Origin of the sequence: Okeania sp. SIO2C9, from assembly GCF_010672455.1 — a bacterium.
Lineage (GTDB): Bacteria > Cyanobacteriota > Cyanobacteriia > Cyanobacteriales > Microcoleaceae > Okeania.
Genome location: NZ_JAAHGO010000027.1, coordinates 38,565 through 62,671 on the forward strand (window position 1 = coordinate 38,565; position 24,107 = coordinate 62,671).

Genomic DNA, 24,107 nt, shown 5'->3' on the forward strand with positions numbered 1-24,107 from the left:
ATAGCCAACTTAAATTTAACTCAAAATTGGTACAGCTAAAGACTCATACATTTCACTAGAAAAAGGTTGAAAATCATCATGTTCGACTATTAAATGACAAAGCAATCTCATTTGTAATGGCGCTGGTGGTAGATTTACCCGTTCTAATGTTACTTTAACTGCATCAGGATACTTTTTGAGTAGGGGAAAAACATCATTTAATAAATATCGAGGGCAAAAACCTAAAAGGTAAAAATCTTTGGTGCGTAGCATTAAAGCATTTGAGTCAAAATCATTTTGCGCATCGTGCATTAAATACAAAGTTTCTCCTACCTCTAATTTTTTGATTCTGTCAATAGTTTCAGATGCCATATATCGGAAACCATGAGTAAAGAAATATAGATGATAAGCACCATTTTTATCTTGTTCTGGGTAAGGAAAAATTTCATAATTATCTGTTACTTTTTTACCTCCGCTACGAGACAATAAAACCATAGAGTCATCTTCTGTTTTTGAGAGATTTTGCCAGCTAATAAAATCTGGATAATCTGGTCTGGTTTTCTTCATAATTCTATGAGAAAATACAGGCAATAATTCCTGAGAGCGATAAACTTTATCAAAGTCATTTAAAGACCAAACACCAGAAAAACCAATTTTTTTTGCTTCTTCTGCACCTCTAAGATAAACAAACTCATACCAATTGTTTTTATAAGTTAAAGAACCTACGGGAAACCACTTACGACTATTGGAGTCTTGCCAAGCTAGGAATAATTTTTTCATAGCAAATTTTTTCTTATTTGTAGAAGTCTATTTTGATTAATTGTCAGAATTTCTTGAGCAAATTCAATAGAAATTTCAGAAATATAATTTTTAGGTATACGTTTAAATAAAGACAAAGTATTTTCTGCTGATATATTGGCTAAATTTTGGAGCCAAATTAGAGCAGCTTTGGGATATATTTGTGCTGCATTTTTAAATACATCTAGTGTCAACATAGGTTTGTTATCTCCTATTTTATCATACATTGCCGATTTTGATTTTGCTAAATAATTTTTAACAGCTTTACTATTGATTATATTCTTCTTTTTGGAATCTAGTAATTCTCTACCTAGACTAGATGCGTGGTCAAATGTTGGTGCTAAATGTACTGAATTATTCATAATAAATCCCCAATTTTCGTGATGCCTATCGGTGTTACCTATCCAAGCATCTAATAATAAGTAACCAACAAAAGTTTCTATTGCTGTTTCAATACCTTGAGGAGGTTTCCAGTTTAAAGGTAATTTAATAGGCATAGGATTATTGGCGATCGCCTCAACTACAATATCAAGAGTATGTTCAGAAATTCTATAATTATTAGGACTAAATTTGGGATAACTTTTGTCTATTTTTACTAAAATTTGGTTACCAAGAATAAGAGTCTTATTTTGTGGTACGAAAGAAGGAGAAATTATTCCTAAATTACCTTGAAAAATTGCTAGTTCATAATGTGCATGAGGTAGGTCTAGTAACTCACATAATTCTGATGCTATTTTTTCTGACCAAGCTTCCCCAGTATCAGGTCTAGCTTTTTTGTATAAATAGTTAAGTTCATCGTGATAATACCAATTTTTTTTCTTAGTTCCAAGTTGTTCAGGTTCTGAGATTGAATCTTCTGAAACTTCAATAATTTCAAATAAATTGCACATTATTAGCTATTAATTTTTAATCTAAATTAACTTCTGCTGTTGAGTTTTAATAGAGCGATCGCCTTAATTTTTTAAATTTATTAAAATGTTGTTTAGAACTTAACTGTAGTAGTTTCCGAACGCACAGTAGGTCTATCATTATTCGTGGGTACTCGTAATAAACTCCCAGGCAAAGTCAAAACTGCTAGTGTATTTCCGAGCATATCAAAAAATTCGACACTGTAACCTGTTTCTAACCCTGGAATGTTATGACGTTCAACTATTGTGCCAATATCTCCTGCTTGAAGGTTTTCTTCTGGTGCATCTTCTAAAAGAATTACATCTGTATAAAGTTGAAAATCCATAATTTCTCCTTATGTATCAAATTTACTGTCATTTTATTTTATATATAAACAATTATATTATACCTATCATTATCAGACACAACTATTCTCTTTTTATTCACTCTTTGGAAACAATTTACAAACCAATATTATTGATTTAGTTAATTGGGATATGCTGTAATCAATCTTGGTATTTCTTTGCCTTTGTCAATTTGCCAAACAGTTTTTAAATTTAGAAGTTTACCGCTTGGAGTTAGTATTTCTGCACTAATTTCATAGCTAATTCCATAGGCTGTTTCCTTGACTATTTCTGGTTCGGCATTGAGATGATTTTGCCGAATATCCGCTTCTACCAATTATTATTTCATTCAATATTCGTGCTTTATGACCTCCTTTTGGATGTTGGATATTTATTCAACAATTAATAATGAATAATGAATAATGAATAATTAATAATTACCTCTCCTTGAAAAAAAGAGGATTGACTCAAAGAAAAAAAAATCCCCTTAAAATGCGAGGCTTTAGACCACAATTTCTCGGTAAATATTCAGTTATTTTTGATTGTTCGATAATTGCTTGAGATTGATTAGGAATTTTCATGCTAGTAAAATTACTTTTTCCTTCTTTTTTATTATCACATATTTTTAATCTATCGATCGCTTGAGATGTGAGAAAATATTTAAGCCAAACAAACATATTTTCAACAATTAATAATGAATAATGAATAATTAATAATTACCTCTCCTTGAAAATAAGAGGATTGACAAAGAGATGAAAATTTTTCTTCACAGGAGTCGATTGGATATGGCGAGGAGACCTCGCCATCCCTCGACCGCTTATTATCCCCTTAAAATGGGAGGCTTTAAGCCACAATTTTTCGGTAAAAAACATTAAAAATCTGTATTTTTTATGACTCAGAAAAAAAATATTATATAGCGTTTCCCAAGGTCATGAGGTGCAGTTATATTTTTGTCTTTTTATTCCCTGTTCGCTGTTCCCTCAAGCCTAAAATTTTGTACCTCACGCTTTTTGGGAATTGCTATAATTACTATACTTGTCGCTATTATAAAAAGAAGTACATTAAACCAAAACCATAACATGACCACAACTTTCGATTTCCAAGACGAATACGACATCATTGTAGTAGGTGCTGGCCACTCCGGATGTGAAGCAGCTCTCGCAACTGCGCGCCTCGGTTGCTGCACCCTCCTACTCACTCTCAACCTCGACAAAATAGCTTGGCAACCATGCAACCCTGCTGTTGGCGGCCCCGCAAAATCTCAACTTACCCACGAGGTTGATGCTTTGGGTGGAGAAATTGGCAAAATGAGCGATCGCACTTATCTCCAAAAACGCATCCTTAACTCATCTCGTGGGCCTGCTGTATGGGCGTTGCGCGCTCAAACTGACAAACGGGAATACGCTGCCGTTATGCGTAACATTGTGGAAAACCAAGAAAACCTCCGAGTCCGGGAAAGCATGGTGACAGACTTAGTTCTGGGAGACAACGACGAAATTATCGGAGTAGAAACCTACTTCGGTGTCGCTTTCAAATGTAAAGCTGTCATCCTGACCACCGGAACATTCCTTGGTGGAGTCATTTGGGTAGGCAACAAATCAATGCCAGCAGGTCGCGCGGGTGAATTTCCTGCCATCGGTCTCACCGAAACCCTCAATAAACTTGGCTTTGAAACCGGGCGACTGAAAACTGGAACTCCCGCCAGAGTTGACAAACGTTCTGTTGACTACACTGACCTGGAAGAGCAACCAGGGGATGAAAAAGTGCGTTGGTTTAGTTTCGACCCGGAAGTGTGGGTGGAACGGGAACAAATGTGTTGTTATCTGACCCGCACTACTGAAGAAACTCACAAACTAATTCGCGATAATTTGCACTTGTCTCCTGTTTATGGTGGGTGGGTGGATGCGAAGGGTCCCCGTTATTGTCCGAGTATTGAGGATAAAATTGTTCGCTTTGCTGATAAAAGTAGTCATCAAATATTTATTGAACCGGAAGGTCGTGATATTCCTGAACTTTATATTCAGGGGTTTTCTACTGGTTTGCCTGAGAAATTGCAATTACAAATGTTGCGCAGTTTGCCTGGTTTAGAAAATTGTGTGATGTTGCGACCTGCTTATGCTGTGGAATATGATTATTTGCCTGCAACTCAATGTTATCCGACATTGATGACTAAGAAAATTGAGGGGCTATTTTGTGCTGGTCAAATTAATGGTACCACTGGATATGAGGAGGCGGCAGCTCAAGGTTTGGTAGCGGGAATAAATGCGGTTAAATTTGTTAAGAATCAAGAGATGATTATTTTCCCCAGGGAACAAAGTTATATTGGTACTTTGATGGATGATTTATGTACAAAAGATTTGCGAGAACCCTATCGAATGTTAACCAGTCGTTCGGAATATCGTTTGATTTTACGGTCGGATAATGCTGACCAAAGACTAACTCCTTTGGGTCGAGAAATTGGTTTAATAGATGACCGTCGGTGGGAGTTATTTGAGAGTAAGCAAGCTAATATTATTGCTGAAAAAGCTCGGTTAAATTCAACTCGAATTAAAGAATTAGAAGAGGTAGCTATTAATATAGTTGCTGATACTCAGACAAAAATTAAAGGTTCGATTACTTTGGCGGAACTTTTGCGCCGACCTGGTTTCCATTATGTGGATTTAGAAAAGTATAATTTGGGAAATTTAGATTTGAAATTAGTTGAAAAAGAGGGAGCAGAAATAGATATAAAATATTCCGGTTATTTGCAAAGACAACAAAATCAAATCGACCAAATTAGTCGGCAAGAAAATCGAAAATTACCAGCTAATTTAGATTATTTTGCTATTTCTACTTTGTCGCTAGAGGCGCGGGAAAAATTGTCAAAGGTTCAGCCTTTAACTATTGGGCAGGCTTCTAGGATTGGGGGAGTAAATCCGGCGGATATTAATGCTTTGTTGGTTTATTTGGAAGTGCAATATCGACTTGTGGGAGTTAAAAGTTAGAGGTTAAAATTCAAAAGTAATCTTTGACTTAGTTTTCGGTATCTGTCGATAATTTGCAATTTTGTAGGGGTTTGGTCTCCAAACCCTTTCTTGATATTCCAGCTTAATAAAGAGGCGATCGCCATTTCATCCTTACCCAAAAGAAAGATAATCCACTGTGAGGTTGAAAGCACAGTCATGTGCAGTGGTTTAGGAATAGCCAATATTAGTTAAAGCGCTCAACTCTTTAGTATTTAAAGGAGTAGTGAGACGATTAAAAGCAGAACCCAGAGGGTGGTCAAGAGGTTGTTGGGGATTTTGGGGATCGATTAGTTCCCAACTTGGTTGTTGAAAATCACGCAGGTCGTATAGAGTTCCATTCGATGAATCCTTGTGGTATTCATATAACTTGTGAACTCGTAGAGGTTCAAGGGTACTTTTTTCACCACTAAACATTCCTTTTAAACAGTTTGCACCTCGTTGAGCAATCTTTTCATCTTCACCTAGAAAATAAACACCAACATTCCAAGAACCTAGAGATCGGGCCTGTTCAAATCTTTTGATATACTCTTTAATGTGTATTTCTGCTCCTTGAGCATGAGCATTGATGTATTCTCGCTTTAAAGTTTGCCCTGTAGTTTTGCTAAGTCCTGTTGTTTGACTATCACTTGTACTAGCTGTTTCTGCGGTAGAGGATTGTGGTAATGTCTCTGACCATTTTTTGGCTATGTCAGGAATTATATGTTCAGCAGCGATCGCTCCTATTTTTACTGCTAACAAGTGTTGTGGGTAAGCTATTTCTAGACCTAAAGATGCGAACTTTATGAGTGTTCCCATATATTGAGCAATATCACTGGATTTCCCACCACCTGTGCTGCTGCTAATGCTTCGACTATTGGTAACTGTACGCTGTAATTCTTCAGATATGGTCTTAGTAAAGTTTTCATCTAGTGTCACTTTGCTTAAAGAAGACACTTGCCCCAGTAATTCACGCAGGTTATAGATAATTTGGTTGACTTCTGTTTCCACCATTGGTTCTGCAATCACCATGTAGCTGAATGGTGAACCCTCCAAGCTGCGCAATAAGCGATCGATTTGAGAATAACCAAGGTTAACGGAAGGAATCCCGGTGATAGCTGTGGGATAGTTAAACTGCTTTAAGGGTTCCTCAATCTGAGTTTTAAATTGGGAATCATTAGGTAAGTAAAGCTCTAGCTCTGTACCTGGCAAATTTCCCTTTAACATTGCTTGCAGGTTATCCACAAAATCTGTATTTCTGCTGCGCGTCCCTAAATATACATGGTTATTGCTGCCGTCGCTGTTAATCATAAAAACTAGGTTATCGCCTCCTAAATTGTGACAAGCAGAAAAGCTGAGTTGCAATGCTGTTAATTGTTCCTCTAGAGAATTAACTTTTGAATCATCTATCGATTTTAGATGCAAGAAATATGGATTTCCTACTGCTCCAACTGTTGGTGGAAAATAATTAATATATTCTGACTTTTTAAAGGATTGACCTAAATATTCCCTTCCTAAACTCAAGAGTAAAGAATGGGACATGACATTGGCTACTTGGATTGCGAGGTTTATCTGTTGCAGTTCCTGGGGTTGAAGTCGATCTGTCATTTTGTTAAATTTTTGCGCCTGAATAGTTGAGTTTGTTTTGAAAGAATTTGGATTTAGTTTAATAGCGTTTAAGGGTTAGCTGAATAGGATTTTAAAAGCTCAGAACTTACGCAAAATATAAATCATACACTATCTGTAAGGAGGCCGTTCACCCCTACTAGATACGATGATTCTGCGTAAGTCCTGAAGCTAATCAACTAGGATTCTAGCATCATCAACTTTCTCGTCTATGGCTTTACGTATCGCTATTCTAGTGACTGAAGTAATATTTTCCTGCTGTTTACTAAACTCATCTTTGATTTTATTCCTTAATTCTTCTTCCTTTTCTTTCAGAATTGATGAAATTTTATCATCTGAAAGGGTGTAAATGGGAAACCTATTAAGGACATAATTAATCAAAAATCCACTTAATACAAAAGATAATCCACCTGTAATTACATCCAAAAATATTGGTAATGCAATCTCAAGGATGACCATAACAGCAGTCAAAGCACCGCTAACCACCAGTGCTACTATCGGAAAGTTTTCTGCAACTTTGACTGAATCTTCTGGATTAATATAATTTTTTATTTGGTCAAGTACATCTTTATCTAAAATTCTAGATTGTTGATTTTTTTCAAGAGAAAGGGTACCAGGTTGAAGACGATATGCTTGACAAATTTCGTTTAGCTCTTGTGTAAGTTGACCCTCAATATCTGTCAAATACTTGTCTAATAGAACGGTTACTTCTTCATATAAATCACGACTATAAAACCATTCTTTCAATCTTGCTTGTATTACATCTTCAAGTTCTTCCTTAGTTTTTATTTTCCTGTTCCGAAAATCTATGAGAGAAGGTTTTATAATTTCAGGTAGAATCTTCTTTACCATGAAATCCACTAATTCATCCAAGAAATTATTAAAATTGTTTTCGACAATATTTTCTAAATTATATTGAAGAAAGTTATCTATTTCCTCCTTGAAATCGACTGTTTTAACATCTAGTCTTCCCCAACGAGCTAATCCTGTAGCAACACAAACTTCTGGTTCGGTATCCATTTGATATAGTGAATGTGAATCTGGAAAAACTTTTTGGCATATTTCTTCAATAAAATCCATCCTAGCTCCACCACCAGTCACAAGTATTTTGCTTGGTAATATCTTTTTTGCCTCAAATTTTTGTTTTGCTCTTATTAATTGCTCATGGAAGGCTTCTTTCCAACTCCGATTCTTTAAATCTGGTAATTTTGTGTTTAGAATTGATTCCATAATTTCAGAATTTACTTTCGGGCAAAAGTAAAGATCTTCTTGTAAAGGAAAACATCCACTGTCATACAGTCCACTCTTACTAAAATACTCTTCTTTAACTTTGCGGCATATAATTTCAAACTTCTTGATGTCTTTTGGATTAACCTGAAAATGATTATCTATTTTATCTTTGTTCTTATGATTTTCACAACAATGTTTAAAAATTTCTTTGTCTATTAGTGATGCCCCCAGAGCGTAACGATGTTCTCCAAAATCTTCAACTTTTTTCTCACTCGCAAATGTAATATCTGTAGTAGATGAACCAATATCAATTATAAGAAATCCTTTTCTTATTTGTTCAATTGTCACTTTCTTGCTTTCATAAGCGTGTATAAAAGCTGCCCTTGACTCTGGGACAACCTTAATATTAGACAAGCCAGCATCATACATCAGTTGTTTATATCTATCTACATCTTCTTGTAACCATCCCGATGGATGACCAATAAAAAAACGTTTTTCAATTACAGGGTCGAGTTGTTTGGATTTTTTTACAATGTCATAGACTGCTGTGACGAACTTCTTTATAAGTTTTGGTGAAAAATCCTCATCAGAGGGGGATTTCTTAAAAGATATTTCAAATTCTTTTGCTTGAGACGTTTCTAGGTTTGTATATGCATCATAACCAATGATAGGCAAATTTCGTCGATTGTAGGCAAGTGCAGTCATTACAAATCTCTTCTTTTGAATTTCAATAATTTCTGGCGATTCTTTTCCCCCACTTGAAACAGATGCCAAGGCTGTTTTGCTATGTCCCAAATCAAAACCAATAATTTGATAATTTTCAGAATTACTATTCATAATTTTGACCTCAATAAAACTACAATATTTGTGCCGATAATTTTTGATTAAAAAGATACTGGCTTCACAACACGACCAGTTCTAATTACTTCATTATCTTTAATCAAAGCTGGGGTAAGAGCTATGTATTCTCTAACTTTTGGATCTATATTTTTCACAAAATCAAATTTAGATGTGTCCTCTATCCCTGGCTGATAAAATACTACATCAATACCATTGTTCTTTAAAAGATTAAGAAGTTGTTGACTCAGGTGAGTCTGTTCATCAGAAACCTCTCCAAAGAAATTTTGAAAAAAGTTTAGTATGTCTTCATGGTCTTCTAACTTGGGAATTGAAGGTTTAGGTTTTTCCTGTAGTTCATTAATTTCTTTTGCCACTTGATTATCAATATCTTCAAATTTTTCATGTAAAAAATCAAGGATGTCCTCCATAAATTTAACTTTATTTAGTTGGGGTTTTGCTAAATTAGTCTTCTGTTGAGGTTGTAGCTGTTTTCTATCACGTTGATACACAAAAAATGCTATTATTCCTGCTATCAAAAAGCCAATCAAAAATCCTATAGCAATAGCCATTAAAGGATTAATTTGATTAATATCTGATAATTTATCAAGTTGCTCTTTATACTCACTTAAGTCAAGAAGATTCTTCTGAAAATCAGGATAGTAACTAAGCTTCTTCTGAAAATCAGGATATTCCTCTATACCATTTTTAAGAACATTAGGAGATTTATCGGCAATTTTACGAATATTTTCAATTAATTCCGCTGAAATCTTTGGAACCTGTTTTTGAATCTCCAAGTACCCAACAAAACTGCCAATAATTCCTCCTATACCACCACTGAGAGTGGCAATAGTTATCATAGCTTTAGAACTTTTCTTTGATGGTAATTTTATGGAGTCTTCCACATCAGAGTCTAAGGGAAAATCAGGTGGTATGGCTGCTTTCATCAAGCTCAACGATCGCTCTATATCTGCTAACCCTTTCAAAGCAATACGAGCTTGCGATCGCGTTAATTCTGGAATATATTCTCCCCTAATGTTTCTCAGAATCTTAATATCATTTTGGATTTTATCAATTATGTAATTTGGGCTATTATTTTGACTAAATTGAGCTTTGAGTTGTTTTTTTCTGTTTTCATCAAGATATTCTAATAGTCTCTTCATAAGCTTAGGTGAGATTAAATTTTTTAAGGGTGACTGAGGTTATCCCAACACCAAAGGGCGATATTGAATATTCTGCACTATTTAACATTATAAATAACTGACAAAGATTGCTGTACCAAATTTCTAAACAACTTAAGACTGCTACGAGCAAATCTGAAATTTTGCCAAAAGGTTAAACAATCATTGACAAAAACTCAAAAAAATGATAATAGAGTTATGTAGTTAGCTAAAACTCATTTATATTTTATATTCCCGGTTGCCAGCTCCTGTATTCCATGTTCCCCTTTCCAAAATTTAAGATATATAGCTTAAATGCTGAACAACTTATAAACTATAGTTAAAATGTCTATAATTATTCTCATTATGAGACACAGTTACTAGATAATCTTGGTAAACTAAAATATCCGAATCAAAATTAAACAAACTCTTAAATCAAAAATAATTGAGGATAGGGAGTAAAAAAAGAGTATGACCACGAACTACCAAAAAACTAAAGAAAGTTCAGAAAAAACAAGATTTCAAGAGCCTATTTCGGTAGAAAATCTTGCCGACAATTTGATGGAAGATATGTTCCGTGATATTGACCGAGTATTGGATGGTGGTACTCGTTTGCCGACTCAAGCAACTAGACCAGAAATTGTCTCTTTAACACAGATTAAAGTTCCTGAAATTGTTCTGCCTCAAAAGAAGACTCAACCTCAAGAAATAGACAAAGAAGAAAAGGCAAAATTAGCCAAAGCAGAAGCAGAAAAAAAACAAAGTCAATCATTAGATAAACTACTTTTAGGAGCAGCTTTTGCCTCTATATTAGTCACCCTTTCTTTATGGTTAGTAAATAGAGGAGGTCTCAATAAAATTTTGGGTTATTTAGGTTATGTAGAAAAGCCAAGTGAATCATCAGAAACTTTAAGTCCAAGAGCAGTAGCAGATAAAGAATTTGCTGAATATATAGAGCGATCGCTCCAGATGATTGAACAAAAAGAAGCAGTTCGCAAACAACAACAACAAATTCCTGGTATACCACCCGCTCCAGCAAGCAACAACTTACCAACAGTACCAGTACCTGCAAACCAACCGACAAACACTAGCTTACTATTACCGCTCAACCGACTGGTCGATCTCATGGAGGCACAAGTAGCAAAAGAACCTATAACTATTCCAGAAACTAAAGTGGTGGTAATTCCTCCAGTGCCAACTGTTGTACCTTCAGCAGTAGCAGTAGCACCAAAACCTGCCGAATCTTCCCCAAAGCCATCAGCAGCATCTGCATCTAATGCTTCTGCCTCCGCAGATGCTGCTGAAAACGTTACAGAAAGGTCGGAAGCAACAAAAACTGCAAAACTAGAAACGGCAAAAGTAGAGGAGAAACCTAAACCAGAAACGGCAAAAGCAGAAACCGCAAAAGTAGAGGAGAAACCTAAACCAACACAAGAAGTAGCAACAAAACCAGAAGCAACAAGCCAACAGGAAGCATCATCCCAGTCCCAAGCTGAAACTAAACCAGAAGCAGAAACTCAATCTGAAACAGAAGCAAAATCAGAAGAGTCACAAACGCCAACACAACCAGTACAATTACCTCCACCGCCAGCAGAAATACCTGCAACGAATACAGTGACAGAAAGTCAAGTTCAGATTCCTATTAATACCTTGGTAGGTATTTTGGAGTTAGGGGAACGTTCGGCGGCTTTATTTGAAGTAGAGGGTGTAGCTCGTCGGATATATGTAGGCGAGAATATTGGTGGTAGTGGTTGGACTCTTGTTAATGTGGCAAACCAAGAAGCTGTGATTCGCCGTAATGGTGAAGTTCGTTCTGTTTTTGTAGGGCAACAGTTTTAGTTTAAGGGAACAGGGAACAGCTTATCTGTGGGAAAAATATTTCCCTATCTTACGGTTTGCGATCGGCATAAGTCCTAACCAACCTATTCTTTGCTATATAAGCTATCAAGTTAAATAGACATCTGGTGGTAATAAAAAATCAAATCAACTATCGTACAGAAATTATCAATTCTTTCCCCCTACTCTGTACGGACGTTGCATGCAACCTCCCTACTCCCTCTTTTGGTGGAGATGTCTAATTTTCCACTGCCTAATCCTCCTAATTTTATATCATCTTGACCAAAAAATCAGGTTTCAAGCCTCTGACTTTCCTCGGTCATGCTGCGCAAACAGGCACAGAGGTACTGATAACTGATAACTGATAACTGATAACTGATAACTGAAATAACTATGGGTTTATTTGACGATTTCAGCGAATTTCTAGAAAATAGGCTTGAAGAGTTTCTGCGGAATAATCCTCATTTAGAACTTCAGGCACTCGAAGAGCAACTACGCAAACAAGAAGAAGACACCTTGCGTCTGATAGTGCAACTCCAGCGCCAAGAAAAAAAATCAGAGCAAGATATTCTTTCAACAGCGCAAGAAGTGAAGCGTTGGCATAACCGAGTGGAAAAAGCACGAACAGCTAATAGACCCGATCTAACTCACGCGGCTCAAGAAAGGGAAGCATTTTTCTTACGCCAAGGTAATCAACAGTGGGGACAGATGCAAGGATGTAAGCAGCGCATCCAACAAGCGAAAGAACTCTATCGTCAAATTAAACAACGTCGGGAGGAAGTACGAGCAAAAGCTGTTCAAGCTGAAGCTAATCGTTATACTGCTAAGAATGAAAGACGTTGGGAAACCGATGGCTGGAATCAAACCAATTCCTATAATTTTGCTAATTCATTAGACCCTTTGGAAGCACAGTTTAAAAGTTTGGAAACAGATGAAGAATTAGAAAAAATGAAGCGGGATATGGGAAAGTAGTATTCATTAATTAATAATTAATAATTAATAATTAATAATTAGGGCTTGCTGATTAAATTTCAAACCATTGATTGATATTGGTATTGGCTTTTTTTGGTCGAAAAAAGTGCAAGCTTTTTGGTGTAAAAAGCTCATGCATGCTAGTATTTTGGGACGATTATGGCAGAACAATCTTGGGATAACTTTTCTTCCTACCTCCTCTATAATTCCCCGTTCCACCTGACTCCTGACTCCTGTCTCCTACCCCTACTAAAAGACTTTTGAGCGCAAGCCAATTAATTATTACCTCATTGTTTGGGGTTAGAATCCCCATGCAATCTTCCCTCCTGAGTTCTGAGTTCTGAGTTCTGACTTCTTCTTCAATAATTTTTCTCTAGAAAGAACTAAACCCGAAATGCTGAACGCCAAACTTACTGGAAGTTTGACAAGAAACATCTAGGTTCTTAACAACTTTTTGATAAATTTCCTCCGCTTGTTCGGGAGAGTTACCAATACTTGTTATACCTAATTTGCCAAATTGTGATAAACAACCCATCATGTGAAATACAGTTCCGGTCTCAGTACAACTATCAAAATGTAATTGATTAAAGGCAATAATATCCATCAAATCATTAGGTAATAAACCCCGATAAGAACTTTTTTGTAAATTATCAGTAGCTTTGTAAAATTTTGCCCGCCCCTGCTGACTATAAAATAAAGCAGTAGTACGGTCGTAACGTCCATTTGTTAATAATTTTAATGTCATAAATGGATGAGTTGTACCACCACGACGCAAGTTAATTTCAATCGCTGATAAATCCCATTTTGGGGTAGCATTTTCACCTCGATATACAGCAATAAAATCCACGCCAAATCTATCTAAAGCACCTTTTTCAGCTAAACTTTTTCCCACTTTCATTCCTAACTCTTGTAACTGCAGTCGGTAAGCTTCATCAGCAGGAAAACGACAACCAAGAAAAATTTGCCCATCAGGCCCGCCTAAAATTTGGTCATGGGTAGAAATTATTTCAACTTTTCCTTTGGGATTAATCAGACCTTGTACGCTTGGCGATCGCTTCACATCTCCTTCTATAAAAGCTTCTGCGATCGCTCCTAACTCAAAAATACGCTGACTAAAATTTTCCCAAGTCTCATCACCAGACTGAAAGCGCAGTGTGCTAAAACTATCGCATATTGCTGTCACTCTGTCACTGTTAACTTTTCTATGTAATGGTTGTAAGTCTAATAACGCATTACCTTCGCCAGAAAAACCCTCATTCAACTTAATCACAATTCGTTGTAGGTGAGGTTGACGCTCCCACAACTGCGCTGTTACTAATGCCAAATCATCAACATTCCAGACTAACTCACTCCCATCAGGATGAGGTATATCGCATTCAGCAAATATCTGCCTGCTGCCACTTTTAGTTCCCCAACAATTCAAATCTGGGTCTGATGCTAATAGAGGAATACCTAACTGTAGGGATAGCTCTCGCTCAAGTGAAGTGGAGTTATAACAAACCATGTAGGACTTATCCCGGCGCAATGCTAAACGAATACGCTCAATGAGACGGGGACGTTCTAAAATTTTTTCTGTTAGAGGTCTTGCAGAAGTATCATAGGTGGCAAATAGGAGTAGTCGCTCGCGAGCATGGGAAAATGGGATTCCTGGTAATAGTTGTAAGTAATAGTCAATGATGCTCGGATGTAGAGGTTCGGAAGTAATGTAAATTAATCTAGTTCGGGGGTTACGCAGACGAATTAAAGAAAATAGATATCGTTCTTCATAATTATGACTGCCCTCTATCTTTTGCAATTCCCGTTGGTCCAGTGTCACAGAAGGAATAATCAAAATATCGGAGTCACCATGGTCACATAAATCTATACTTTCCCAGCGATCGCGTAAAGAATTTTGTAGCTCTCGAAATCTTGAGGCTTGTTTTGCTTCATAAATATGTAGTTTTGTCATCACATTTATACATTATTCTTAAGTTTTACAAGAGATTCGGTGGTATATGATCTACAAATATTAACGATAAAATGCGGGCATCTTGCCCGCCAGATGTACCTCACTGATATGAAACATACTATATATAACTATAGCAGGTAACAGACAAGCTTTTGGGGAAGGCATTGAGGGCAATGGTTTTCCATGGTATGCGATCGCATTCTCATGCTCAAATTCCTCTGTACTTAGATCGCAATTTTTCTAGAGAAAGTCTGAGTCATGTCAATTTTATCAATTTTTGCTACAAATAACTAGGGTATTTCTTAGGAGTCAGGTAGGGGAGCAGTCGGATTGGCGACTTACAGAACGAATAGCTTCAATACCAGTTTTGAGCTAGTAAATTCTCTTTTTTCTCAAAGGGACATTTTCTGTAAAGTATTTAGATCGCACTTATTATTCGTAACATTCTTTTTTTGAATTGGTATAATAAGGCAGGAGAAAGGTACAAAATTGGAAGTCGGGAATAGAGATGAATATTGAACTGTACCTCACCATCTTAAAAAGTGCTGTAAATTTTATATTTCCAGTTCCCTAAAATTTTCCTGATAGTTAGTTTGGAATTTCTGAGAATACAAAGTTAAGTTAAAATGGACTAATAAAAATAATAAAGTAATATGAGTTCTAATCTAAGAGAACTTTCCTTAATTAGCTAGAGATTTTAATCCCTGGCAGATAATACCGATGCTGGAAGATTTAATATGACTGATTCTAATTTTAATAACGAATTACAATGGACCGCAGAAGCTCAAATTAAATTAAAAAACATTCCCTATTTTGTGCGAACTCAGGCCAGAAAGCGAATTGAAGATTTGGCCAGAGAAGCAGAGCAAGAAGTCGTCACAGCAGAAATAGTTGAGCAAGCTCGATTAGAATTTGGCCAGTAGGATAATCAAGTCAAAAGTCAAAAGTCAAAAGTTAAAAGTCAAACCACCCCTAACCCCTCTGGTGGAGGGGAAGTAGGGGATTTGAGCTCCGCTCCAAAAATATTTCGCCATTTCTTGGCGGGGTGGCGCGACCCAATCCTGTTTGATAACACCATCCCCATCAACACAATTGTGATGAGGAAAACAATTATTCTTTGAAGTCTAGAAAAAGGACTCATAAAGCCTTAGACTGGAGTGTTGCAGATAGTCAAGTTTGAGGTCTACAAAATCAACAGTGAGAAAAATTATAATTGCTGGGAACTGGAAAATGTACAAAACCCAAGCAGAAGCTAAAGAGTTTCTCCAGGGTTTAATGTCTCAACTCACAGAAATCCCTGAAAAACCTGAAGTAGTTCTCTGCACTCCCTTTACTGCACTAGATTTTATGTCAAAAAATTTGCATGGGAGTCGGATAAAGTTGGGTGCCCAAAATGTTCATTGGGAAGAGGAGGGAGCATATACAGGAGAAATTTCTGGTCCAATGCTCAAGGAAATTGGAGTTAGTTATGTAATTGTTGGCCACAGTGAGCGTCGTCAATATTTTGGTGAAACTGACGAAACAGTTAATTTACGCTTACAAGCTGCTCAGAAGAATGGTTTAACCCCTATTCTTTGTGTGGGAGAATCTAAGGAGCAAAGAGCGGCTGGTGAAACAGAATCACATATCTTTTCTCAATTGGCCACAGATTTAATTGATGTGGATCAGGAAAATCTAGTAATTGCTTATGAACCTATCTGGGCAATTGGTACTGGCGATACTTGTGAAGCTACAGAAGCTAACCGTGTTATTGGTTTAATTCGGAGTAAGTTAACTAATTCTAATGTCACTATTCAATACGGTGGGTCTGTTAAACCTAATAATGTTGATGAAATTATGGCTCAACCAGAAATTGATGGTGCTTTAGTTGGGGGAGCAAGTTTAATGCCAGATAGTTTTTCTCGTCTGATTAATTATAAATAATTTAAGGATTTTTGATAATTAATTAGACTTCTTTGAGAAATTAAAAAAGGGAGGAAAAAAGAGTATGTTACAGCAAAATAGAAATATAAATTTACAAATTTCCTAAACAATTTGCACTATAACATAACTATAAATTGGTGGCAATAATTATGGATAATCAAACCTCACTATCATCTATAGATTTGGTTTAATAATTCGACCTAGTTTTTGCTCTACTAACAGTTATAGTTGACAATTTTTTTCTTCCCTTTTGCTTAAATTATCCTAAAATCAATTCTCTTGAAGAAGGCAGCTATGCTGAAGGCAAAAGGTCTAATTCTTATGAATAGTCAACAATCGGCCACTTTGTGTCTCATAACCCCAAACAATTTTCAGTACTGTGTAGACGGTGCGGTATTTTAGCAGAAGGAAGAACAAAGAAGGAAGAAGGAAAAGTCTTACTTTGTCTGAGTTTTAAACTTTTGAACTGTCCTAACCTTTCCTTCGACTGCTATAAAACCGCCACAGAAAAGATAAATTATTTAACTGTTACTGCATTAATTATTAAACATCATTAAAATGCACAATTACTATCAAAATTTTGCTTGGGGAAAACGTACCTATATTATGGGTATTTTGAATGTAACGCCAGATAGTTTTAGTGATGGTGGTGATTTTAATACATTAGAAACATCTTTAAGACAAGCAAAAAAAATGGTAGAATCTGGCGCTGATATGATTGATATTGGCGGTCAATCTACTCGACCAGGGGCTGAAGTTGTGTCTCTGGAGGAGGAATTTAATCGGGTTTTACCAATAATTAAGTTATTAAGAAATCAGCAAAATATTTGTGCTGAAATCCCAATTTCTGTTGATACAACTAGGGCAGTAGTTGCACAAAAAGCTGTGGAGGTTGGTGCTAATTTAATTAATGATATTTCTGGGGGTACTTATGACCAAGATATGTTTTCGGTGGTTGCTACTCTTAAAGTACCCATTGTATTAATGCACATTAAGGGTACGCCAAAAACAATGCAACAATTGACAGATTATCAAGATTTAATTGGGGAAATATATCAATTTTTAGAGAGTCGAATAGAGGCGGCTATAACAGCGGGAATTGAACGGGATAAAATTATTATTGACCCTGGTCTTGGCTTTGCTAAAAATTACGAACAAAATTTAGAAATTATCCGTAATTTATCAAAATTTAGAAGTTTAAATTGTCCGATTTTAGTAGGATTATCTCGTAAAAGTTTTATTGGTAAAATTTTAAATCAACCTGATGCTAAACAAAGAGTTTGGGGAACTGCTGCAGGTTGTGTGGCAGCAATAGCTGAATCTGTAGATATTTTACGAGTTCACGATGTGAAAGAAATGTCTGAAGTTTCTCGAGTTGCAGATGTTATTTTTAGGAAGGAAGAAAAAGGATTAAACAATTAAGAATTCAGAATTCAGAATTTAGAAGTCAGGAGTAGGGGCAAACGGCCGTTTGCTTCACATAACTATCGTTAACGCCTGTACAGTTTAACTATTATCAATTAACTTTTAATATAAAATCCGGTATACAGTAATCGCAAAATTATTTCCTCTTAGTACAGATGTTCTGTTGAATATGAATTTAAAAATTTAATAGTTCAAATCCTTTCTTTCTTCGTACCTCCTGATTCCTGACTCCTGACTCCTGACTCCTGACTCCTGACTCCTTAGCAATATGATAACTAATTATCCCGAACTATATAACTTTAAATAATGTCTCGCTCTAAAGCCCTATATTCTTATATATTAATACGTTTGCTATTAGCCCCACTGATGTTATGGACTATTAGCACATTAGTTTTCTTGTTATTAAGAGCAACACCGGGAGACCCCGTAGATGCTATTCTTGGACCAAAAGTATCAACTGCAACGAAAGAAGCTCTGCGAGTAGAACTTGGTTTAGATGGCTCACTACTAGAACAGTATCTTAATTATCTAGGAAAATTACTCAGTTTTGACCTTGGTACATCAATGACTACTCGCGGGGAGTCAGTCTGGCAAATTATTCAAAATTATTTTCCTGCCACTGTAGAATTAGCAGTATTTAGTATGGCGATCGCTCTAATTGTTGGTATTACTGTTGGTTCTATTGCTGCTTCTAACCCTGATACGAAGTTAGATATTGGTGGGCGTTTATTCGGAATTATTACTTATGCAGTTCCACCTTTCTGGGCTGGGATGATTTTACAATTAATTTTTGCAGTACAGTTAAAATGGTTTCCTTTAGGTACTCGTTTTCCTATTACTGAAAATCCGCCTCCAACCATTACAGGTTTATATACAATTGATAGTATTTTTAATGGTAATATAAATCATTTTTTCACCTCTATATATTATTTAGCTTTGCCGAGTTTAACATTAGGAATTTTGCTTAGTGGTATTTTTGAAAGAATAGTCAGAATTAATCTCAAACAAACACTAAAATCTGATTATGTAGAAGCTGCTAGAGCTAGAGGTATTCCCGAATTGAAAATACTATTTGCTCATGCTTTCAAAAATGCCATGATTCCAGTAATTACAATTTTAGGATTGACTTTTGCTGCTTTATTAGGAGGAGCAATATTAACTGAAGTAACTTTTTCTTGGCCTGGTTTAGCGAATAGATTATATGAGGCAATTAGTTCGCGAGATTATCCTACAGTACAGGGAATTGTGGTATTTTTTGCCGGAATTGTTGTGGTAGTTAGTATTTTTATTGATATTTTAAATGCTTATATCGATCCGAGAATTAGGTACTAAAGTTATTGGAAAAATTTTTTGCTGTTTGATTAAGAAAAGCAGGGAATAGGGAATAGGGAATAGGGAACAGTGGGAAAAGCATTTCTCTGTCCAAGGTTAATTATCAATCTATGTCCTATAAGGTTAAATAATAGGCTTTTACTCATACTTTTAATTCTATAAAGCTGATAGCTGAGGTGCTGTTTGCGCAGCATTCCGCAGGAAATGCTTACAAAAAATCAAACATTTTGAAGGAGTTGAAGGTTAAAAAATGCAGAAATTTTTTACTTATCTTATAGCTGCTATTTGTCTAATTCAGGTTAGTCATTTTTATGTAACTGACCACAGGGTGAATGCTCAAACTGAGGTAAATATTCCGACATACCTCAACGAAGGAGGAATCAAAGTTTATCCAGTTGATGAAGCTAGTAAAAACCCAGATTTTTTAAAATTTCGGCAAGAATTAGAGCAGGCTATAACTAATAAAGATTTGGGTTTTTTAATCAAACATACAGATGAAAATATTCAACTTTTTGGAACCTACCAAGGAATAGACACTTTTATGAATTTTTGGGAACTTGATAAACAGCCACAACAGTCCAGGCTATGGAAAACTTTAGAAGATACGATTAAATTGGGGGGAAAATTTCAAGATAATAATTTCAATTTTTTTATTGCTCCTTATACTTTTTTTACTCCAGGAATTAGCGATTTTTATTCTAAAATAATTGTCACCGACACAGATGTTGCGATGAGAAATATTCCTTCATCAGAAGGAGAAATTTTGGGCTTACTTAGTTATGATGTTGTGAGTTTGATTTCTCCGACACAGTCTGATATAGAAACACGCCAAACAAACCCGCCGTTAGAAACAATAGATGGAGAAACATATCCTTGGTTAAAAGTACAAACAGCAGAAGGTATTCAAGGATATGTTTATGGAAAATATCTCCGCCAACTATTAGATTATCGTGTTGGTTTTAAAAAGAAGAATGATACATGGAAAATGGTTTTTTTTGTGGCAGGGGATTAATATCAAATCCGGTTAAATACTTATTCTGTAGTTGGGAGTGTGGGAGTGGGGGAGTGGGGGAGATTGAATAAACTATAGAATTATCAACTTATGTTATGTAACCGGATTCTATATAATACAAAATCTGATATTATTCATATCATCCCATGATTATGCAACGCCGGATAAAACAAACAAAGATTTAATTTGGTAGATACTAATATAAAATATCAACTTCCTTCTTCCTCCCCTCGCATCATCGGGGGGCAAGAGGGGATTTTTCCTTCTGCCTTCTTTCTTCTTCCTTCTTCCTTCTTCCCTCTTCCCTCTTCCTTAAAAAATTAACCCCGTAATCATACCAGCCAATAATATAAAACCAATCCAAACATTTTGTCTGAATATCTGACCGTAGGGTTTTAAAACTTCTTCTTGCCGTAATTTTCCATATTGAATAGACCAGAAAACTGTAGCAATACCAAGAGCTATCCAAAAGCCAAAATGTAGCTCCATTTCTATTCCTAATACTCCCAATAAAACGGCAGTCAAAAAGAAAAATATAGCTACAGCATTAGCTGCATATTCACCAAAAAATAGAGCGCTCGAATTAACCCCTAAAACTCGGTCATCTTCCCGATCGCTCATGGCATAAACCGTATCAAAACCCAAAGTCCAAACAATAGTAGCGCCCCACAAAATCCAGGTAGCAGTGTCCAACTCAGCTACTGCAGCACTCCAACTAATTAATACAGCAAAACCCCAAGCAATAGATAATACTAACTGAGGTACTGGAAAAAATCGTTTGGCCAGGGGATAACAAATAATTACCGGAATTGCTGCTACGGAGAGCCAAAAACTAAGTCGGTTGAGATAAAGTGCTATAACTCCAGCACAGGCAAAAGCAATAATGGCAATAACAATACCTGTTTTAATAGTCAAGGCACGGGACGCCAGAGGGCGATCGCGAGTTCTCTCCACTTCTGGGTCAATATCTCGGTCCCACAAATCGTTAATTACACAACCTGCTGCACTGGTGGCCAAAGTCCCGACAATAATTACTCCGACTAATGGTAAGGGTGGCGTTGCATGAGTAGCCAAAAATATAGCCCATAGGGCAGGAATCATTAAAATGAAGCGTCCGGCAGGTTTATCCCATCTTAGAAGCCTGATTACTTTCATCAAAGTTGATTCTGATTGAGGAGCATGAGATTGGGTCATTTCAGTTATCAGTTATCAGTTATCAGTTATCAGTACCTCTAGCTTCAGCCATAAACTTGAAATACTGAAGTTTATTTTTTTATTTCCTTTATTACCTTAAATAATGGTATTTTGTCAAGGGTTAAAGGCCATATTACTAATTTTCAATCATAATCAAAAAGATGACATTATTTAATTTAAAATTTATGCAACTTGTAAATTTAAACACATTTATAAAATATGGTTACATCTGTTCCTTTAGTAAAAATACCTTTGATATCGGATAACCGAGAACAGATATTAGCAGCAATAGATATGGGTACTAACTCTCTACATTTGGTAGTAGTGAAAATAGACCCCACTTTACCTGCTTTTACAATTATTGACCGAGACAAAGAAACGGTAAGACTCGGAGACTGTGAAGCGAATGGTAATTTGAAAGCAGAAGTAATGAATAGAGCGATCGCTACCTTAGACCGCTTCCAAAAAATTGCTAAAAGTGCCAATGCCGAGCAAATTATTACTGTCGCTACCAGTGCTGTACGAGAAGCACCCAATGGCACAAAATTTCTGAATAAAATTGCTGATGAGTTAGACTTATACGTTAACTTAATTTCTGGTCAAGAAGAAGCACGCCGAATTTATCTAGGAGTGCTCTCAGCAATGGAGTTTAACAACAAACCCCATGTAATTATTGATATTGGTGGGGGTTCCACAGAGTTAATATTAGGTGACGGTAATGCAGCGCGGACTCTAAGCAGTACCAAGGTAGGTGCAGTACGTTTGACCAAAGAATTTGTCACTACTGACCCCATTAGCAAAATAGAATTTGCCTATCTGCGAGCTTATATTAGGGGTTTATTGGAACGTCCGACAGAGGAGTTATTAGCTAATATCCAGGAAGGCGAAAAACCAAAGTTAGTTGGTACTTCTGGCACTATTGAAGCATTAGCGACTATTCATGCTTATGAACAATTCGGGAATGCACCGACTTCCCTCGCAGGTTATCAGTTTAGTTTAGCTGAATTGGAAGGGTTAGTTAATAAGCTGAAAAAAATGTCAGTCTCCGAACGACAAGAGTTACCGGGAATGTCACAGAAGCGCTCGGAAATTATTTTGGCAGGTGCTTTAGTATTACAAGAGGCAATGAGTTTATTGGGAATGGAGTCAATAACTGTTTGCGAACGTAGTTTGCGGGAGGGAGTAATAGTTGACTGGATGTTGAATCATAGTTTGATATACGACCGCCTCCGTTTCCAAAGTTCCATTCGTCAGCGTAATACCCTAAAAATTGCTCAAAAATACCAAGTAAATTTGGAATGTAGCGAGCGGGTTGCTTCTTGGGGGTTACATTTATTTGACCAAACTCAAGGAGTGCTACATGAGTGGGGGAATGATGAACGAGAGTTATTATGGGCAGCCGGAATTTTGCATAACTGTGGTTTATATGTGAGTCATGCATCCCACCATAAACATTCTTATTATTTGATTAGGAATGGAGAATTATTGGGTTATAGCGAGATTGAGATTGAAGTAATTGCTAATTTGGCTCGCTATCACCGCAAAAGTTTACCGAAGAAAAAGCACGAAAATTATCAAAATTTACCAAAAAAATATCAGCATATGGTATCTCAGTTGAGTGCGTTGTTGCGGTTAGCGATCGCTTTAGACCGACGACAAAAAGGAGCGATCGCTGATGTGAAATGTGATTTCAGTCAAAATAAACAGGAATTTTATATGTGGTTACGACCAGCTAACCCTGAAGATGACTGTGCTTTGGAGTTGTGGAATTTAGACTACAAGAAGGAGGCGTTTGAAGAAGAGTTTGCTTTGAAGTTGATAGCAAAGTTGGAACCTGTGATGGTCTCTGTATCGTTTTAGGTAAGTTTGATATTTTGATCTCAAGGTTGGTTGAAGACCCGCGCTCTCCCGAAGGGGAGCGTCGGGATGAATGCGAGCGCATTCCGCAGGAAAAACCAATCAATATTGCGGTTTTTACAAGGGTATGCTATACTAAACACAATTAGGCTGCTGGGCTAGCAGTGTCAGTCTGTGAAGCGCGCCTTTAGACCAAAAAGAGGTTTGGCCTCGGAGGCAGGTGCTACGTTAGCGCAGCTCCTCTGTCAAGAGGAAGCAGAAAGTCCTGAACCGCGAGGTTTAGGAATCCCGCGTTGTCGCGCCATGCGCAACGTCGGGAGGATGTCAAAGTAGAGGCGTTTCATCGAATGTCTCTACATTTTTATCAAACAATTGTGTAATATATTAAAGTTAATGAACAAATAAAATGCTTATACCAATTCACTTTAAAAATGTCGAATTAGTGTATGATATTAATCTTAATTATTTAGGAGTCAACCCACCCCTAACCCCTCTCAGGAGGGGCATTCAGGAGTCAGGAGGGAAGAAAGAAGAAGAAAGAGTAGTAGAAGAAGAAAGTTGTTTGTTCGCGCTCTTATCCGGACATGATATCATACTTCAAATCACCAACGCCAATGTCACAAATAGTTGGTAACTGATAATGTTAAATAATAACCAGAAATTTCTGTATAATTGAACTTTTAAGCCATTCAAATCTGACTTTTGACTTCTGACTTCCGTTAAACGGTATTAGTTCCCTATCCCCAGAATATCTCAGGAGGTAAA

General features: G+C 36.5%; 21 protein-coding genes. 10 read left to right on the forward strand and 11 right to left on the reverse strand.

The features are described from left to right. Positions 1–15 precede the first annotated feature (15 nt). The 5 genes from F6K23_RS20870 to F6K23_RS20890 all read right to left on the reverse strand — a co-directional run bounded on the left by F6K23_RS20870 (position 16) and on the right by F6K23_RS20890 (position 2,686). On the reverse strand, positions 16–759 hold the full coding sequence (locus F6K23_RS20870; protein WP_293159375.1) for an HIRAN domain-containing protein: 744 nt from the start codon (positions 757–759) through the stop codon (positions 16–18). Continuing rightward, positions 756–1,667 (reverse strand): hypothetical protein, encoded by a 912-nt coding sequence (locus tag F6K23_RS20875; RefSeq protein WP_293159377.1) that lies wholly within the window; start codon positions 1,665–1,667, stop codon positions 756–758. The genes F6K23_RS20870 and F6K23_RS20875 overlap by 4 nt, the downstream gene beginning before the upstream one ends. Positions 1,668–1,759: 92 nt before the next feature. After that, entirely contained in the window at positions 1,760–2,011 is a 252-nt protein-coding gene (locus tag F6K23_RS20880) for a DUF4926 domain-containing protein (RefSeq protein WP_293159379.1), read from the reverse strand. 140 nt (positions 2,012–2,151) lie between these two features. Continuing rightward, the gene (locus F6K23_RS20885; protein ID WP_293159381.1) at positions 2,152–2,346 is read right to left on the reverse strand and encodes a DUF6883 domain-containing protein; all 195 of its coding nucleotides are present in this window, start codon (positions 2,344–2,346) and stop codon (positions 2,152–2,154) included. Positions 2,347–2,476: 130 nt separating this feature from the next. Beyond that, positions 2,477–2,686 (reverse strand): hypothetical protein, encoded by a 210-nt coding sequence (locus F6K23_RS20890; protein WP_293159383.1) that lies wholly within the window; start codon positions 2,684–2,686, stop codon positions 2,477–2,479. Between the two features lie 402 nt (positions 2,687–3,088). On the opposite strand from F6K23_RS20890, the gene mnmG reads away from it, so the two are divergent. Next, positions 3,089–4,993 (forward strand): tRNA uridine-5-carboxymethylaminomethyl(34) synthesis enzyme MnmG, encoded by a 1,905-nt coding sequence (mnmG, locus tag F6K23_RS20895; protein WP_293159385.1) that lies wholly within the window; start codon positions 3,089–3,091, stop codon positions 4,991–4,993. On the opposite strand, the gene F6K23_RS20900 is transcribed toward mnmG, so the two are convergent. The 4 genes from F6K23_RS20900 to F6K23_RS20915 all read right to left on the reverse strand — a co-directional run bounded on the left by F6K23_RS20900 (position 4,990) and on the right by F6K23_RS20915 (position 9,846). Continuing rightward, on the reverse strand, positions 4,990–5,166 hold the full coding sequence (locus F6K23_RS20900; protein WP_293159387.1) for a hypothetical protein: 177 nt from the start codon (positions 5,164–5,166) through the stop codon (positions 4,990–4,992). The two genes, mnmG and F6K23_RS20900, sit on opposite strands and share 4 nt — an antisense overlap. 16 nt (positions 5,167–5,182) lie before the next feature. Beyond that, positions 5,183–6,598: a hypothetical protein gene (locus F6K23_RS20905; protein WP_293159389.1), complete on the reverse strand. Its 1,416-nt coding sequence runs from the start codon at positions 6,596–6,598 to the stop codon at positions 5,183–5,185. 189 nt (positions 6,599–6,787) lie between these two features. Beyond that, positions 6,788–8,683, reverse strand: a complete 1,896-nt coding sequence (locus F6K23_RS20910; RefSeq protein WP_293159391.1) for an Hsp70 family protein — start codon at positions 8,681–8,683, stop codon at positions 6,788–6,790. A 47-nt stretch (positions 8,684–8,730) separates the two neighbouring features. After that, positions 8,731–9,846: a hypothetical protein gene (locus F6K23_RS20915; RefSeq protein ID WP_293159393.1), complete on the reverse strand. Its 1,116-nt coding sequence runs from the start codon at positions 9,844–9,846 to the stop codon at positions 8,731–8,733. Between the two features lie 468 nt (positions 9,847–10,314). On the opposite strand from F6K23_RS20915, the gene F6K23_RS20920 reads away from it, so the two are divergent. Further along, entirely contained in the window at positions 10,315–11,682 is a 1,368-nt protein-coding gene (locus F6K23_RS20920; RefSeq protein ID WP_293159395.1) for a hypothetical protein, read from the forward strand. 390 nt (positions 11,683–12,072) lie between these two features. Beyond that, a complete protein-coding gene (locus F6K23_RS20925) occupies positions 12,073–12,651 on the forward strand; it encodes a TIGR04376 family protein (protein ID WP_293159397.1) in 579 nt (192 codons plus the stop codon). A gap of 373 nt (positions 12,652–13,024) precedes the next feature. Here F6K23_RS20925 and F6K23_RS20930 read toward each other — a convergent pair whose 3' ends face one another. Then, a complete protein-coding gene (locus F6K23_RS20930) occupies positions 13,025–14,599 on the reverse strand; it encodes a peptide ligase PGM1-related protein (RefSeq protein WP_293159399.1) in 1,575 nt (524 codons plus the stop codon). 737 nt (positions 14,600–15,336) lie between these two features. On the opposite strand from F6K23_RS20930, the gene F6K23_RS20935 reads away from it, so the two are divergent. The 5 genes from F6K23_RS20935 to F6K23_RS20955 all read left to right on the forward strand — a co-directional run bounded on the left by F6K23_RS20935 (position 15,337) and on the right by F6K23_RS20955 (position 20,291). Then, positions 15,337–15,522 (forward strand): PCP reductase family protein, encoded by a 186-nt coding sequence (locus F6K23_RS20935; RefSeq protein ID WP_124145495.1) that lies wholly within the window; start codon positions 15,337–15,339, stop codon positions 15,520–15,522. Between the two features lie 274 nt (positions 15,523–15,796). After that, positions 15,797–16,522, forward strand: a complete 726-nt coding sequence (gene tpiA, locus F6K23_RS20940) for a triose-phosphate isomerase (RefSeq protein WP_293159402.1) — start codon at positions 15,797–15,799, stop codon at positions 16,520–16,522. A gap of 558 nt (positions 16,523–17,080) precedes the next feature. Further along, positions 17,081–17,944, forward strand: coding sequence for a dihydropteroate synthase (gene folP, locus F6K23_RS20945; RefSeq protein WP_293159404.1), 864 nt, complete (start codon positions 17,081–17,083; stop codon positions 17,942–17,944). A 309-nt stretch (positions 17,945–18,253) separates the two neighbouring features. Beyond that, on the forward strand, positions 18,254–19,279 hold the full coding sequence (locus F6K23_RS20950) for an ABC transporter permease (RefSeq protein ID WP_293159406.1): 1,026 nt from the start codon (positions 18,254–18,256) through the stop codon (positions 19,277–19,279). A gap of 250 nt (positions 19,280–19,529) precedes the next feature. Further along, complete coding sequence (locus F6K23_RS20955) at positions 19,530–20,291, forward strand: SH3 domain-containing protein (RefSeq protein WP_293159408.1); 762 nt, start codon at positions 19,530–19,532, stop codon at positions 20,289–20,291. Positions 20,292–20,603: 312 nt separating this feature from the next. On the opposite strand, the gene F6K23_RS20960 is transcribed toward F6K23_RS20955, so the two are convergent. Then, positions 20,604–21,485 carry a 4-hydroxybenzoate solanesyltransferase gene (locus F6K23_RS20960; protein WP_293159410.1) on the reverse strand — a complete coding sequence of 294 codons (882 nt, stop codon included), beginning with the start codon at positions 21,483–21,485 and terminating at the stop codon, positions 20,604–20,606. Between the two features lie 219 nt (positions 21,486–21,704). On the opposite strand from F6K23_RS20960, the gene F6K23_RS20965 reads away from it, so the two are divergent. Both F6K23_RS20965 and F6K23_RS20970 read left to right on the forward strand, forming a co-directional pair. After that, on the forward strand, positions 21,705–23,345 hold the full coding sequence (locus tag F6K23_RS20965) for a Ppx/GppA phosphatase family protein (protein ID WP_293159412.1): 1,641 nt from the start codon (positions 21,705–21,707) through the stop codon (positions 23,343–23,345). A gap of 403 nt (positions 23,346–23,748) precedes the next feature. Beyond that, complete coding sequence (locus F6K23_RS20970; protein WP_293159414.1) at positions 23,749–23,976, forward strand: hypothetical protein; 228 nt, start codon at positions 23,749–23,751, stop codon at positions 23,974–23,976. Positions 23,977–24,107: the final 131 nt, after the last annotated feature.